10 protein-coding genes are annotated in these 16,441 nt (G+C 44.5%); 3 read left to right on the forward strand and 7 right to left on the reverse strand.

Annotated features, from left to right (window positions below; translation table 11 throughout):
• Positions 1–498: 498 nt before the first annotated feature.
• From truA to GO495_RS23000, 3 genes are read right to left on the reverse strand one after another with little or no spacing between them, the layout of a single operon-like run.
• The gene (gene truA / locus GO495_RS22990) at positions 499–1,254 is read right to left on the reverse strand and encodes a tRNA pseudouridine(38-40) synthase TruA (protein ID WP_157302173.1); all 756 of its coding nucleotides are present in this window, start codon (positions 1,252–1,254) and stop codon (positions 499–501) included.
• Positions 1,255–1,306: 52 nt separating this feature from the next.
• A complete protein-coding gene (locus tag GO495_RS22995) occupies positions 1,307–2,833 on the reverse strand; it encodes a proline and serine-rich protein 1 family protein (RefSeq protein WP_157302175.1) in 1,527 nt (508 codons plus the stop codon).
• 37 nt (positions 2,834–2,870) lie between these two features.
• On the reverse strand, positions 2,871–3,371 hold the full coding sequence (locus tag GO495_RS23000; RefSeq protein ID WP_157302177.1) for a biotin/lipoyl-containing protein: 501 nt from the start codon (positions 3,369–3,371) through the stop codon (positions 2,871–2,873).
• Between the two features lie 176 nt (positions 3,372–3,547).
• Here GO495_RS23000 and GO495_RS23005 point away from each other — a divergent pair, with 176 nt between their 5' ends.
• The gene (locus GO495_RS23005) at positions 3,548–6,088 is read left to right on the forward strand and encodes a M1 family metallopeptidase (protein WP_157302179.1); all 2,541 of its coding nucleotides are present in this window, start codon (positions 3,548–3,550) and stop codon (positions 6,086–6,088) included.
• Between the two features lie 395 nt (positions 6,089–6,483).
• On the opposite strand, the gene GO495_RS23010 is transcribed toward GO495_RS23005, so the two are convergent.
• From GO495_RS23010 to GO495_RS23025, 4 genes are read right to left on the reverse strand one after another with little or no spacing between them, the layout of a single operon-like run.
• Positions 6,484–7,884, reverse strand: a complete 1,401-nt coding sequence (locus GO495_RS23010) for an MBL fold metallo-hydrolase (RefSeq protein WP_157302181.1) — start codon at positions 7,882–7,884, stop codon at positions 6,484–6,486.
• A gap of 2 nt (positions 7,885–7,886) precedes the next feature.
• Positions 7,887–8,381: a DUF4442 domain-containing protein gene (locus GO495_RS23015; RefSeq protein ID WP_240915306.1), complete on the reverse strand. Its 495-nt coding sequence runs from the start codon at positions 8,379–8,381 to the stop codon at positions 7,887–7,889.
• 4 nt (positions 8,382–8,385) lie between these two features.
• Positions 8,386–10,461 (reverse strand): polyphosphate kinase 1, encoded by a 2,076-nt coding sequence (ppk1, locus tag GO495_RS23020; protein WP_157302183.1) that lies wholly within the window; start codon positions 10,459–10,461, stop codon positions 8,386–8,388.
• 3 nt (positions 10,462–10,464) lie between these two features.
• Positions 10,465–11,757, reverse strand: coding sequence for a Pycsar system effector family protein (locus GO495_RS23025; RefSeq protein ID WP_157302185.1), 1,293 nt, complete (start codon positions 11,755–11,757; stop codon positions 10,465–10,467).
• Between the two features lie 142 nt (positions 11,758–11,899).
• Here GO495_RS23025 and GO495_RS23030 point away from each other — a divergent pair, with 142 nt between their 5' ends.
• Positions 11,900–12,745, forward strand: coding sequence for an SdiA-regulated domain-containing protein (locus tag GO495_RS23030; RefSeq protein WP_157302187.1), 846 nt, complete (start codon positions 11,900–11,902; stop codon positions 12,743–12,745).
• A gap of 10 nt (positions 12,746–12,755) precedes the next feature.
• A complete protein-coding gene (locus tag GO495_RS23035; protein WP_157302189.1) occupies positions 12,756–16,412 on the forward strand; it encodes a BamA/TamA family outer membrane protein in 3,657 nt (1,218 codons plus the stop codon).
• The last annotated feature ends 29 nt before the right edge of the window (positions 16,413–16,441 follow it).

The following is a 16,441-nucleotide window of genomic DNA, read 5'->3' on the forward strand; positions in this document are numbered from 1 at the left end:
CATTGTAAAGAAGTTTTGATACTGACTTCGTAATTTCTCTCGAAATTAGACGTCATGTTTATCTAATGTTTTCGCTTAACATTACCTGTGTTTTATATGCTGTTGTTTCCAATCTTTCAAAGAACTTACATCAAACCTAATGTCCAATGTTTGCCGATGTTCCGGATCCGATCCGTGTGACTCCTGAAGTCTACATCTTTATTTCTTTTCTCTTTTCCGCTTCGCATCGTTTGCGTTGGGGTTGCAAAGGTGTATCAATTTTTGATTACCACCAAATCTTTTTTAAAGATTTTTATTCTTTCGAATAATTCCCTCAAACTCATTGTCAGTACGCCTTACAGCTTATTGATTATCATCTGAAAAAAGAGAAAAAACGTATACTTGGGAAGAGCTTTTGTCGCCGTGCTTTCTATCAAAGCGGGATGCAAAAGTAGCCGTTTTTTCGTTACTGCCAAATAAATTTTAAAAGAATTTCGTAGATCCCTTCCCATGGCTTTTCTATATCGTCATTTTATCAGATAATAACCCCTCAGGATAAGCTACCTGCATCAAAAATAACCCCTGAGGCGGTACGGCAAAATCTGCATTCACACAATTCCGGCTTTCTATCGCTTCCCTGAACTCCTGCATCGTCATCTTTCCCCGCCCTACTCTCAGCATCGTTCCTACCAATCCCCTCACCATCCCCCTTAAGAAACGGTTCGCTGTAACGTTATAGACTATACGGGTACCATCCACCGTCCAACGCGATTCCTTTATCGCACATATATGTGTCTTCACCTGCGAATTACGCTTGGAAAATGTTGTAAAGTCCTGATACTCTGTCAGAATACCCGCGGCTTCCTGCAATAAATCAACGTCTAAACGATAAGGAAAGAAATAACCCCTGTCCTGCAGAAAAGGATCCTTCTGCATATATATAATGTATTCATAAGACCTGCTCAATGCTGCAAACCTGGAATGCGCGTCATCAGGTACATTATATACATTACGTAAAACAACATCAGGTGGAAGAATAGCATTTACCTTGTAGATAAACTGAGGATGTAAAGGCTTCTCCAGATCAAAATGCAGGAAGTTCTGTAAGGCATGTACCCCCGCATCCGTGCGACTGGAGCCCGTTGTTTCAATCTTTTCCCGCATCAGCGTACTCAATGCATGATCGATCGCGGATTGTACCGTCTCTGCATTCTCCTGTATCTGGAAGCCATTGAACTTTGCTCCCTTATAGGCTACCTCTATAAAATACCTCATAATCCGCGAAGGTAACCCCTAAAAACAAAAAAAGCTCCTCGCGGAGCTTATCTTATTTATGTAACATGGCTTTGAACCGCCCCTTATAGTAATCATCCGTCAACACATTCTCCAGCGACGAATATTGTTCCGAATCCGACACCTTAGGATAGGCCAGGTCCAGTAAGCGGTAACGCGACTCATTCGTTCCCAGTAATTGTACCAATGTCTTTATCTGCGATGTCTCCAGACAATAGCCCTTTGTCTGACGACGAAATGCATCAATCATCCCGTCATCATCCTTACCTGCTACAAACTTGCGCAATACCTTTCTGAAATTAGTTTCATCCAGTACATTCCCGCAATCAGAATTAATCATTTTCACAGACTTCTTCTCTTCTACAGGTTCCGCAACCGGCACCTCTGCGGGTATAACTGCAGGCGCTATCCCTGCTTCTTCTGCCTCTTTCTTCCTGCGCTTCTCTCTCTTACTTTCCTTTGGATGGTCAATAGACAGATCACTTACAGCATAACCCGTAGAATCTGTAACGATGTTATTGGCATTTTCCGGTGTTTCTGTTTTATGTTTCTTCTTTTTAGATGATGCAGGCGTTTCCTCCACAGGAACTGCCACGGGCTCTGTTACTACAGGAGCGGGAGCAGGTATAGTTGCCTGTTTGGTACTATCCTCCGCGAAGTTTATAAACGCAGGATCTTCTGTCGTCTTCACATGCCTCCTGCTTTTCTTTTCCACGGGAGCGATTGTGGAATCAGGGGCCAGCGCATCTGCCGTTGCTGCGGCCAGATGTTCTTCTGCAATTACATCTGCTGCTAACTTTTGCTCTTCAGGTGTTAATACGTCACGGCGCCTTTTCCGGGATTTCTTCGTAGCTACGGGCGCTATATCCGTAGTAACGGCCGCTGAATCAACCACTATGATGTCATCGGCTGGCGGTGGCACTTCCTCTACCCGGTCATCCCCAACTACCTTGTCCAGTGCATTTGAGAACATGTTACCCTGTGGCTTTGCTGCCGGCGGAGTAACAGGAACAGGGGGAGCGATCGTATTTACAGGACGACTACCAGCTCCTACCGTCACGTCTGATGTACTTGTAAATGTAGAATCAAGATCTTTCTTAAGAGACGCCATCATCGTGTCCGCAGCCACCGGTGCAGGTGTAAGGGCTACTGCCACCGCCGTATCTTTTACAACGGCAGGGGCGGTAACAGCTACCGGCTCTTTCGGCACTCCTTTACTTGGCCTGATAGCGGCGAAAGTCTGGAGATTGTACAGTGCATATCCTTCATCCCCGTCTTTCTTAATCAGGTATCCCTGATCATTATTACCAGACACTTTCACCAGGAACTGCTGCTCCGGGCCGCCACCATTCGCAAAACCTATACGCAGTGAAGCAGTACCGGCATGCACCTTTGATATGATCAGGTAACCTTTATCAGAAGAACTAAGTACTTTACCCTCATACCTTACATAAAAAGGCTGAGATCTTTCACTCTGCAGATAAATAAAATACTCAGGGTCCTGCGCTCCAAGGTGTAAAGACACCACCAGAACAGCCAGGATAAATAAAAATCTTTTCAAATATTGCACCATACTCATGTCTTAAACAAAACAAATACTATTCCAATATAACCAACACCTCACCTTTTTCTACGGCTGTCCACTCCGTTACCCTTACGTCCTTCACCACAGCGTCTACCGTTGCCTTGAACACATTTTCCATTTTCATGGCTTCCAGGATCAGTACAGGATCGCCCTTTTTGATGACCTGCCCCGGCGTTACCAGGATTTTCAGGATCAGGCCCGGCATAGGTGCTTTAATATCATTGACCTTACGCTTCATGGCATCTTTGATGCCCATTGCAGCTAACAACTGGTCTATTGGTTCCTCAACAGCAACTTCATATTCCTGCTGATCTATTATGATAGTCACCATTTTCGCCTCCTTATCCACTTTCAGCACCTGGGCCATATAACTACGCCCATCCAGAACAATACTGTAATTACCGGCCGGCAGTTCAATTCCCGACCACTCTACCGGCTCTCCGTTACAGGTTTGCACGCCGGCTTCCGTATTGATAACGAACGGTGTATCACCATTGACAATTGCTTTGATCATTATTACACTTTAACTGAACTGAACAAAAATAGTAATTTTAAGCACTTTAGCGGACGCAGGCATAGCGAACGATCCCTAATTATAGCCAATTATCATGATTTAGCCAATATTAACAGTATGGGGTACTATTATTTGTGATAATTCCTGTTAATTCGTGGCAAAAATTGATCTATAAGATGTCTAAACCTTTTAAGCAAGTGCTGAAAAGCCTGCTGTTGGGAGGTATTACCGGAATGTTCTTTCTTACTCCGGCAGTCGCACAGCAACAGGAAACCCCTCCGCAAAACGATCCCCTGTTAAAAATCTACCGGGGCACTACTACCAGGATAAATGACCTGGTGAACACCAAACTGGATGTACGTTTCGACTATCCTAAAAGATACCTGTACGGGAAAGCCTGGATCACATTAAAGCCTCACTTCTACGCTACCGACTCTCTTTTGCTGGATGCTAAAGGTATGGAAATCAAACAAATAGCAGTAGTAAAAAATGGTAAAAATACACCTTTAAAATACGAGTACGATGGCTCCCAGCTACATATTAAGCTGGATAAATCCTATCAGCGTACCGAATCATATACTATATATGCCGACTATACCGCCCGTCCTGAAGAGATAAAAGCAGAAGGCAGCGCGGCTATTACAGATGCCAAAGGACTTTATTTCATCAACCATGATGGTACCGAACCCAATAAGCCCATACAGATATGGACACAGGGGGAGACGGAATCCAACTCTGTATGGTTCCCTACTATAGACAGGACCGCTCAGAAAATGACGGATGAAATCAGTATGACCGTGGAAAAGAAATATGTGACCCTTTCCAATGGTAAACTGGTAAGCCAGAAAGATAATGCAGATGGTACCCGTACCGATACCTGGAAAATGGACCTTCCCCACTCCCCTTACCTGGTGATGATGGCGGTTGGCGATTTCTCCATCGTAAAAGACCAATGGCGTGGTAAAGAGGTAAACTACTATGTGGAAAAACCTTACGCACCATATGCCAAGGCTATCTTCGGTAATACACCGGAAATGCTCAGCTTCTATTCCGATATCCTGGGTTACGAATATCCATGGGCGAAATACTCCCAGATCGTAGTAAGGGATTATGTTTCAGGCGCTATGGAAAATACCACGGCTACCCTGCATGGCGATTTCCTGCAGAAAACCGACCGGGAACTGCTGGATAACAACCATTATGATGAAGCTGTTATAGCACATGAACTGTTCCACCACTGGTTCGGTGACCTGGCGACTGCTGAATCATGGAGCAATCTTACCCTCAACGAATCTTTTGCGGACTATAGCGAATACCTCTGGCTTTCCCATAAATACGGGAAAGATATGGCGGACGATCATGCCTATAAAGCTGCCAAAAACTATATACAGTTTACAGAATACGCGGGTGACCGTGATCTGGTCCGCTTCCATTATCATGATAAAGAAGATATGTTCGATGCCGTTAGCTACCAGAAAGGTGGCCGTATCCTGAACATGCTGCGTAACGTGGTAGGCGACAGCGCTTTCTTTAAATCATTAAATCTTTACCTGAAAACGAATGCCTTTAAATCTGCAGAAGCACATCAGCTGCGTCTTGCTTTTGAAGAAGTGAGCGGACAGGATTTAAACTGGTTCTTTAACCAGTGGTACTTTGGTCAGGGATACCCTATCCTGGATATCAGTTATAATTATGATGATGCGGGCAAAAAGGCAAGTGTGATCATTCAGCAGAAACAACCCGGCGATAAAGTATTCGAACTGCCAATTGCTATTGATGTATATGCGGGTGGTAAGAAAACACGTCATCTTGTTACCATTAATAATAAATCTGAAACCTTTACTTTCCCTTATACCACCAAACCGGATTTTGTGAATGTGGATGCGGAGAAAGTAATTCTGGATGATAAAGATGATCATCGCGATATTAATACTTACATTTTTGAGTATGCGAATGCCCCTGAATATGGCGATCGCCGTGAGGCTATTGAGGCTTGTCTGAAAGAACAGACTACCAATCCTGCTGCACGTAAGACCGTTATTGCGGCACTGAAAGACAAGTTCTATGGCCTGCGTGCCCTGACAGTAGCAGGTCTTGAGATAGAAGATGAAAGCGTGAAGGCGGCGGCTCTTCCTGTATTACAACAACTGGCCCAGAATGATGAAAATTCTTCCGTAAGGGCTGCTGCACTGAGACAATTAGGTAAACTGAAAGATAAACAACTGGCCCCTTTGTTTGAGAAGGCAACGAAAGACCGTTCCTATGCTGCCGCGGGTGCGGCACTGGCGGGCCTGGCACAGCTGGACCTGGAAAAATCATACGCCCTGGCTAAACAGCTGGAAGCAGAATCCAAAGGTTCACTGAGCAATGCAATCGCTACAGTCTATGCACAGAAAGGGAATGATGCTGATGTAGCATTCTTTGCAAAAGCATTTGACGAAGCAAACGGTCAGGAGAAGTTTGAGGCTGCTATGCAGTACATTGGCATCTTAGCGAATATTGATAATACAGCAACTGTGATCAAGGGACTTGACCAGATCGAAAATATGGCTAAGTTGTTCAACAATAAGATGGTGAACAGCTATCTCATTAAGATGTTGCAACCACTTGCCAAAAAGAAACAGGATAAGGCTTCCCTGGCTACTCCTGAAATAAAAGCGGAGTTGAATAAACAGAGTGATTATATATTGAAGATTGTGAATACACTGAATAAATAGATAAATTCTTCTGCAGAAAGGGGATGTATCATCTGATACATCCCCTTTTTTTATGGATTTACATAAACAGGAATAGAAGAAGCCCTGTAAACACTACAATAAGCTACGTCATACAAAACGCAGAAAGAGCTTAAACGTTCCTGTAAACTCTTCATAAGCCCTCTATAACTGGTATATAAGCCCACTCTAAATAAGGTGGGCTTATATACCAGTTATAGAGGGCTTGTAGTGGGCTTATATAGGGCTTATATCACCATAAGCAATGAATCTCAGCAGGTTATAAGCAGTAATTAATATCTCAATGCTTTTACTACTGATTAACAATACATTAGACTAAAAGGGGATTATTATAACAGGAAGAGGGCACAAAAAAAGGCTCCGTCGGAGCCTTTTTTTTAAAGTTCTACTTCAGAATGTCTTTCAGGGATCTCAATATCCATGAATCCCTTTTTCTTTAACCAATCAGATAGAATAAGCTGCACTTCGTACTCTCCATGCACCAGGAATAACTTCTTCACTTTATGCGCATCCTGGCAGGCCAGCCAATGCCCAAGATCTTCATAATCCCCATGCGCACTCATAGAGCGGACAGATCCTACTTCCGCCTTCACTTCATAATAAGTACCATAAATTGATACTTCCTTCGCGCCTCTCATCAGTCGTCCACCCAGCGATTGAGGTTCACAGTAACCTACCAGCAGGATCGTGTTCTTTGGATCATTGATATTGTTGACGATATGATGTTTTACACGCCCTGCTTCTGCCATGCCCGATGCAGAAATGATTACGCAAGGGTCTTTGCGGAAGTTGAGTTGTTTGGATTCATCTACCGTTTCTATAAAATGCAGGCCCGGGAAATCAAAAGGGTCTTCATCTGTCTTCAGAAACTTTGCCAGTTTTTTATTAAATACTTCAGGATGACTCCTTACTATTTCTGTCGCTTCCATTGACAGCGGACTATCTACGAAGATGTCCACCTTTGGCAGCCTGCCTTCTATCTGGGCACGGTTTAATGTATATAATATTTCCTGGGTACGACCTACGCTAAAAGCAGGGATAATCAGTTTACCCTTTTTCTCTATACAGGTATGCCGGATATGTTGCAGGAGCAAAGGCTCAGCGGGAGCTGCTTCTGCATGCAGGCTACTACCATAGGTAGATTCCATCAGGATATAATCCGATTGAGGAAATACATCCGGAGAACGGAGAATATCATCATTATACCGGCCAATGTCTCCGCTAAAAGTGATTTGAGTAGTCTTCCCATCCTCTTTGATCCGCAGGTGTACCGCGGCACTTCCAATGATATGTCCGGCATCAGTAAATAATACTTCCACATCATCATCTACCGTAAACCAGGTTTTATAATTAACGGGTTTAAAGGCCTTTACACTCTTTTCTGCATCGGAAACGGTATATAGGGGTGATATCGGCGGTTGTCCCTCCCTATGTCTTCTCTTGTTGATATACTTTACATCATCTTCCTGGATCTTTGCAGAATCCAGTAATAAAACTTCTGTAAGGTCCAGTGTCGCGGGAGTACAATAGATCGAGCCTTTAAAACCTCTTTGTATCAACAGAGGGATCAGACCAGTGTGGTCTATATGTGCATGGGACAGGATCATGTGTGTTACCTGTGATGCATCAAACCCAAAGTTTTCATTCAGCTCATCTGTTTCTTTTCCCATTCCCTGGAACATTCCACAATCCAGCAAAATCTTTTTACCATTCTTTAAAGTGATCAGGTGTTTAGAACCGGTGACAGTGCGTGCTGCTCCGTGAAATGCTATCTTCATATTTATTTTTTTGCCTTAAAAGACCAGGTGATCCGGAAGATTGCAATTACTGTACCATCATGGCTTTTACCGGTACTGTCAACTGTGAGCGTTACTCCTTCTCCTGTCTCTATTGTTTTATTTACTGCTGCTGCTATTGTGTTCCCTTCTTCACAGGTGAAATATGTTTTACCCGTGGCCTTTTTCACAAAGGTTGCTTCCATACCGGTTACCAGCATGGATACCTGTTTGGGGGCAACAGCACGGGTATACATTATGGCCAGCATTCCTGTACTCATTTCAGCGGCCATAGCCAGGCAGGCAAAATAGGTAGAACGAAAAGGATTCTGCGATAACCATTTGTATGGCACTACTGTTATACAACTATCTTCTTGTATTTGTTTTACTCTTACACCTGCCAGCCAGGCACTGGGTAGTTTCCATAACAGGTATAATGAGAACTTTAACGGATGCTGTACAAAACGGATGAAGGAAGTGTTGTTCATTAACGCCTTCATATGATTAATGATTTAGAGCTTCTACGTATGCATGTATCGCCATTTGTGCATTTACCGGGGCTTCACCTGGTGCTGGCTTCACGGGAACGTTGTGCATATTGGCATCCAGCATTACAGCGTTGGTATTATCTGCCAGCTGCAAACGGATGATCTCCTTCAGCTGTTCCTGTAACTGTGGCTCATAGATGGGGAAACATACCTCTATACGGCGAAGAAGGTTGCGGTTCATCCAATCGGCAGAACCCATGTACACTTCTTCCTGCCCGTCATTGTGAAATATGAATACCCTGGCATGTTCCAGGTAGCGGTCTACGATACGCCTTACTGTAATGTTACGACTTTCAGGTTGTTCCGGCAAGAGGCAGCAGATACTCCTTACAAGCATCCGTACTTCCACCCCGGCATCGCTGGCAGCGTACAGTTTAGCAATCATGTCTTTCTCCTGTAAGTTGTTGAGCTTAATGGTGATACAGGCAGGTTTGCCGGCTTTCGCATTGGCTATTTCCCGGTCTATCATTTCAGAGAAGCGGTCTACCAGGTTGAATTGAGCCACCAGCAGATGTTTAAAAGGCAGATAGCTATAACGCCCCGGTTGTTCTCTTGTTTGCAGATAGAGGAATAACAGTTCCAGTTCCTGCGTCATGCCACGGTGGGCGGTCAGTAATACGTGATCTGTATAGAAGCGGGCAGTGCTTTCGTTGAAATTACCGGTAGCCATCAGTCCGGCGTAATCCCATACATAACCACGGCGACGTTTTACCAGGGCTATCTTGGCATGGACTTTCAGTCCGGGTATGCTATAAACGATTTTCACGCCGGCAGCTTTCATTTTCTTGGCCCAGCGGATATTATTCGCTTCATCAAAGCGGGCTTTGAGTTCCACGAATACCGTCACCTGCTTACCATTGTGGGCAGCGCTGATCAGTGCGTTGGCGATCTGTGAGCCGGAAGCGATCCGGTACAGGGTGATATAAATTTCCACCACGGCAGGGTCTACGGCCGCTTCATTGAAGAAGCGAAGGATATAGTCGTACCGTTGGTAGGGCGCATGTAAAAGGATATCCCGTTTCAGCACTTCTTCCAGTAAGCGGGGCACATTGTCCAGTGTATGCATCTGTACTGCCGGCTGACGGGGGTAAGAGAATAAGGGGGATTTGACCGGCATGGGCAGGTCCATCAGGTCTTTCAGATTATGATAACGCCCTCCCCTCACCATTTCTTCCGGCAGGATCTTGAAGTATACTGCCAGCAGTTGCCGTAATGCCAAAGGCATGGCAGCATCATACAGGAAGCGGGTAGGAATCCCGAGTTCCCTTTTAGCGATCATTGTTTCTACCTGTTCCAGCACATCATGCGCCAGCTCATTCATATCGGTTTCTGCATCCCGGGTAATCTTGATGCTATAGCAGCCATTGACGGTATAACCGGGGAATATAAAACCAACATTCTCACGGATCACATCATCCAGCATGATGATATAAAACACATCATCTATAGGCGGCAACTCGGTAAAACGGGGTAACTGATTGCTGGGAATATTTACCAGGGCATATTTCAGCATATCCGGTTCTTCCGCTGTTGACAATGATACCACTACATACAGCAGGTTATTTTCCAGGAATACTTCTTCCGGTTTATGCCCCTGCAGCCATAAAGGTTGCAGGAAGGCCAGCACACGGGTTAAAAAATATTCCCTGATATCGGCCTTATGGGTCGTATGTACCGGCTCATTATAGTAAAGATGTATGTGATTGTTATGTAAAGCAGGCAGCAGGTTTTGAGTGAGCGTCTGACCAAACTCACCCAACTGACGACTGATCTCTTCCTGCACGGCAGGCAGCATGCTTTCGGCGGTACCGGCTGCGGCAGGGTCTGTACGGATCAGGTGATCAACTGCCAGCACTGCGGGCATACGTACACGAAAAAACTCATCCAGGTTGGATGAGAAGATAGACAGGAATTTTATACGTTCATATAAAGGCACCGTGCTATCATTAGCCATGCACAATACCCGATAATTAAAAGACAACCAGCTCAGATCGCGGTCGAACAGCGGCAGATTCACAGAGATATTATCCATTGGTTAGTTCTTCACCGGAAAAAAGAGTGCCGCAATCAGGAATGCCAGCACTGATATAATCAAACCGAACATAAAGATGTTATATGCTATCCTCAGTTGTTTGTATTTTTTACCAAGTACAACGCCGAGGTGATAAATATCCTGGATCATACTTGCATATACGTAGTCATTGTCTTTCATCATTTCCGTCATCCCCCAGGTATAATCTTCCAGGGACATCTTATGGAAATTACCGAAGAACAGGAGATTGGTCTTTTTCTTGTCAATGTCATCCCGGGTGAAACGTCCGGCGTTTACATTAGGGCGGGTAGCCAGTACAGAGAAAATGATCGTTACTACTCCTGTAAGTAAGAAGAGAACAGCAGGAATAATCAGGTTGGGATAATCTTCCAGTCTTCTGAACAATACACCCAATATCACTGATACGATAATTGAATTTACCGAGATCATGATATGCGCCTTACTATCTGCCATGGAACTCAAACGGATATGGTTAGTGGAAGTAGTACGGAACATCGTTTCCACCCCACGGCCAGGTTTGGGTTCTTTAAGCTCCTTTTCTTTCTTCTTTTTAGGCTCTTCTTCTGCAAATTTCTCCGCTATTGCAAAAACAGCTTCTTCCCTTGCACCCTTTTTACCGGCAGCAACAACGGCCGCTTCTGCCTCCTGTCTATGTTTCTTCTTTGCTTTATCCAATTGCTTTTCGAGTTTTTCTTTTAACCACTCAATATTTGCTTCTTTCTGCTGTTGCAATAATGCTTTGCAATAAGCAGTATGGTAATGCTGTTCTTCCAGCAGGCGCAGAGAACCTTCTGTCCAAACAGCTCCCGGAATCTCTTTCCCATGTGTCATTTCCATTTCCCGGTGCAGTAACTTGGTACGGGCCCTGAAATCCCTGGTACCCAGGTTGAACAGGTCTGCATCACAAACGATCTGTTCTAACAGGTTATGAGGGTCCTGCGGCATTTTGGTGGCCATAATGCAATTGCTTACCTGCTGTTGTATATCTGGCGGAACCTGTTGTACAATTAAAAAATTCTGTGCCAGCTCTGCTCCCTTCTCTTCATGTGTTTTAGCCTCTCCCAAAAGGTATCCCAGATCATGGAACCAGGCAGCGATATACACTACCAGCAGGTCAGTATCTTCCAACCTGTAATGCGCTGCAATCTGTTCTGCTGCTGCAACCACCTGTCTTGTGTGTTCGAGATTATGATACACCAGTTGGGGATGCGGATGATTTTTATACTGTGCCGTCACATATTGTTGGGCCGCCTCGATGATTAAACCTGTTTGCATATGCATTAGTTAAAAAAGCACTACTAATACAGCAAGTTACTGCATTTTTAAGTTAATTTTATTTCACGAATCGTAAATACAAACAGCTTTCATTAAACATGCACGAAATAGTAGGAAATGTGCAACAACTAATTCCGGATTTATGCGTATATGGCATCTTGCAATACCCCTCATTCTTCTTTCCTGTAACCAGTTTAAAAGCCGGCAGGATAAAAATTTCGGCTCTCCCAAAGGTTATGATCTGAGGGAACCTGTACGTTATTATGTAAGGCAGTCAATGCAGGAAATATCAGGTATTGTTCTGGCTCCAAATGAGCAGCATATACTGGCTATCAATGATGAACAGGGCCGCGTATTCTCTATAGATGTTACGGCCAATAAACCCTACCCTTCCTGGAAATTTGATAAAAGCGGTGACTATGAAGATATTGCTACCGACGGGAAAGATCTCATGGTATTGAAAAGCAACGGGCATCTCTACGAGGTAATCAATCTCTTTACAGATTCTACCGATGCTGTTTCCTACAAGTTTCGCGAAGCGGGTAAAAGGGAATTCGAATCACTCTACTTCGACTCTGCCCGCAACAGTATGATCATGGTCTGCAAAGCCTGCGAAGAAGATAAAGGACAACGCAAAACAACTGCTTACAGCTTCAATATGGCTACAAGGGAGTTTAGTGATACCCCTGCTTACCAGATCAATATAGATGATATTGAAAAAATAACCGGGGATAAGATCGCGCTGTTCAAACCCTCGGCAGCACTGATACATCCTATAGAGAAAAGGTTATATATCATTGCCGCAGTAAACAGGCTATTGGTGATCACAGACCTCAACGGCAAAGTACTGGAAGCATACAACCTCCGGCATACTACATTTAAACAACCAGAAGGGATCGCGTTCGCTCCAAACGGAGATATGTATATATCCAACGAATCAGCAGACGAGGCTCAGGCGAATATTTTAAAATTCAAATATCACCATTGAATTTATAACGATGATGAAAATCAGACACATACTCCCTCTTTTATTCCTTCCTGCACTTGCTCAGGCGCAGACAGACAGTCTTGCCCGCAGGATCATCCTGATAGGCGATGCAGGGGAATTACACCAGGACGGACACAACCCGGTAATAGATGCGGTGAAGAAGCGGTTCGACCTCCAGGATTCCAGAAACACGGTACTGTTCCTGGGAGACAACGTATACCCGCTGGGGATGCCAGACCCCGCATCTTCCCGCTTCCCGCAGGCAAAACAAATACTGGATTACCAGGTAGACCTGGTTCGAAATACAGCGGCACAGGCCATCTTTATTCCGGGTAACCACGACTGGAAAAAGTCTAAACCCGATGGCTGGCAGACCGTTATGAATGAACAGCAGTATATAGACTCACTGCAACTGCCCAACGTTAACTTCCTCCCGAAGGATGGTTGCCCCGGACCAGTGGAAGTGACGCTGGATAACAATGTTACACTGATCATTATGGATACCGAATGGTGGTTGTTCCCTTTTGCCAAACCAGGAGCAGAATCTTCCTGCGACTGTAAAACAAAAGAGGACGTGCTGGCACAGCTGAGCGATATCATTAGCCGCAACCGTAATAAACTGATCATTTTTGCGGCACATCATCCTTTCCGTAGTTATAGTATACATGGTGGCTATTATACCATCAAACAACATATCTTCCCTTTTACTGACCTTAAACCGAATTTATATATTCCGCTACCTGTCATCGGTTCTATCTATCCACTGACCCGCGGGGTATTTGGAACACCCGAAGACATTCCCAATCCAGACTACCAGCAGATGATAAAAGGTGTGGAAGCGGCCATGAAACCACATGGCCCTGCGGTATTCGTTTCTGGTCATGACCACACTTTACAACTGATCAAAGACCAGCAGAATTTTTATGTAGTAAGTGGCAGTGGCGCCAAAGAGAACCGTGTGAAGCAAGGCAGTAAGTCATTATTTGCCAGCAATGAAAACGGTTACACGGCACTGGAGATTTCTACCAGCGGCGCAGTATCAGTAAAATATTATACGGTAGATAAAACAGAAGCCCCTGTTTATGGTGCACAGCTCTTCAGCATACAGGACGTACGTTCACAGGAAATAGCGAATACCAGTCCCCCGGCAAGCGAACTCCCTTCTACCATCAAAATGGCGGCGGATACACAATACATACATAAAAGCAGTTTCCACCGCTGGCTGCTGGGCAACAACTATCGTGAGGTATGGGCTACACCGCTGAATTTTCCGGTACTGGACCTGCACAAAGAAAAAGGCGGCCTGACGATTCTACAGCGTGGTGGAGGTATGCAAACTTTATCATTGCGTTTGAAAGATAGTAATGGTCAGGAGTGGGTATTGCGCTCACTGAAAAAATACCCCGAGAAAGCAATACCCGAACCACTGAAACAAACAGTGGCCAGGGATGTGGTACAGGACCAGATCTCCGCATCCAATCCTTATGGACCTTTAGCTGTGGCCCCGCTTGCAGAAGCGGCAGGCATTCCTCATAATAATCCAACATTTGTATATCTCCCGAAAGATACTTCACTGGGTATCTATATGAATACCTACGGGAATGATGTATATCTGTTTGAAGAACGTGAAGCAGATGTAAAAGGTAAAACACTCAATACACTTAAACTACTGGAGCAGTTACATGGTGATAATGATAATACAGTTAATCAGCCCGCTACCTTAAATGCAAGACTACTGGATATCATGATAGCCGACTGGGACCGTCATGATGATCAGTGGCGCTGGGGAGTAGAAAAGAATAAAAAAGAAAAGACGAAAGTTTTTTATCCTATTCCGCGAGACAGGGACCAGGCATTTTTCTTAAATGAAGGAGCTATACCAAGAGCGGCTACGCGTAAATGGGCCCTTCCAAAATTCCAGGGCTTCCGTAAAACCATTCCTATTGTTGAACGGCTAAATCCAACTGCACAGCCTTTTGACCGCTCTTTCATGAATGAACTGAGTGAGCAGCAATGGAAGGACATAGCGCATGCCTTTGTACTAAAGATGACGGATACCGTACTGGCCGGTGCTGTAAACAGGCTGCCTGATACTATCAGGGCAATGGTAGGCGACCGTACTTACACTACCCTGCAGGCCCGGAGGGATATACTGGAAAATGAATCTCTCAAGCTCTATCGTTTCCTTGCGCACAATGTGAGTATAACAGGTAGTAAGAAACATGAACTGTTCTCGATCGAACGTTTACCGGAAGGTCGTTTGTCCGTTAATGTGAATAAGGTAAGTAAGAAAGGTGAGCTGGAACAAAGCATTTATTCCCGCATTTTTGATCCTAAGGATACCCGTGAGGTGAGATTGTATGGCATGGGTGGTGAAGATAAATTTGAAATTAAGGGAGATAATCATACCCCTATCAAAATACGTATCATTGGTGGTAAAGATGCTGATACTTATGTGGATAGTTCCGGTATGCGTGCCGGCGGACATATTAAGATCTATGATCTATCCAACGGTAAAGATAGTTTCTTACTGAGTGGTCATGAGAGAAAGATCCTATCCTCAGATCCTGAAGTGATCAGCTATCAACGAAGTTTTCCTTATAAGTACGATAACCTGATACCGCTGGTTACAGGCGGGTATAACCCGGATGATGGTATCTCCCTGGGCTTAGGATTTCAGTTTATAGGACAGGGCTTCCGCAAATCCCCTTTTGGCGTAAGACACACCCTTATGGCAGGGCATGCTTTGGCGACAAATGCATGGCAATTCCGTTACCTGGGAGAGTTTACAGATATTATCGGTCACACAGACCTTATGTTATCTGCCTCTGTAAAAGCGCCGGATAATACGATCAACTTCTTCGGATATGGTAATGAAACGGTGTACACAAAGAGCGATACAAGGAAAATCCGTTATTACCGCGCACGGTTCAGCCTCTACGATTTACAGCCATTACTACAAAGCAAATTGTCTACTGCTGTAAAACTGATCTATGGTCCTACATTCAATTTCTACAGGATGGACCAGAATGATAACGTTAACCGTAACATTAACGACTTTGCACATAACGGTCTTGATTCTGCTGATATATACCATGCCAAAACCTATGCAGGTTTAAAACTGGGATTACTGGTAGATACCCGTGATAATAAGATAGCTGCTACCAGGGGAATATTCTGGTCTACTTATTTACATGGCAACCAGGGATTGAACCAGGAACAAAAGCATTATCTGCAGTTGCAAACGGACATGAGTATTTATACCAGCTTTAATGTTCCGGCCAAACTGATACTGGTAACGCGCTTCGGGGCCAATAAGATCTGGGGGGATTACGAGTATTTCCAGGCAGTAACGCTGGGTGGTGCGCAGAATCTGCGTGGTTACCGTAACTATCGTTTTGCAGGAAATGCTGCTGTATACAATAATACAGAGTTGAGACTGAAGCTGTTTGAATTCCAGTCTTACCTTTTCCCTGCCAGTGTGGGACTGATCGCCTTTAATGATGTAGGACGCGTATGGCTGAAGGGTGAAACTTCCAAAGTATGGCATGATGGTTACGGAGGAGGGTTGTACTTCTCTCCTATCAATATGTTTATACTGACGGCAACAGTAGGCAATTCAAAAGAAGGATTGTTACCATATATTTCGTTCGGATTCAAGTTCTGATGAAGGATATAAATAAAAAAGCCCTGTTG

Origin of the sequence: Chitinophaga oryziterrae (genome assembly GCF_009758125.1) — a bacterium.
Taxonomy (GTDB): Bacteria; Bacteroidota; Bacteroidia; order Chitinophagales; family Chitinophagaceae; genus Chitinophaga; species Chitinophaga oryziterrae.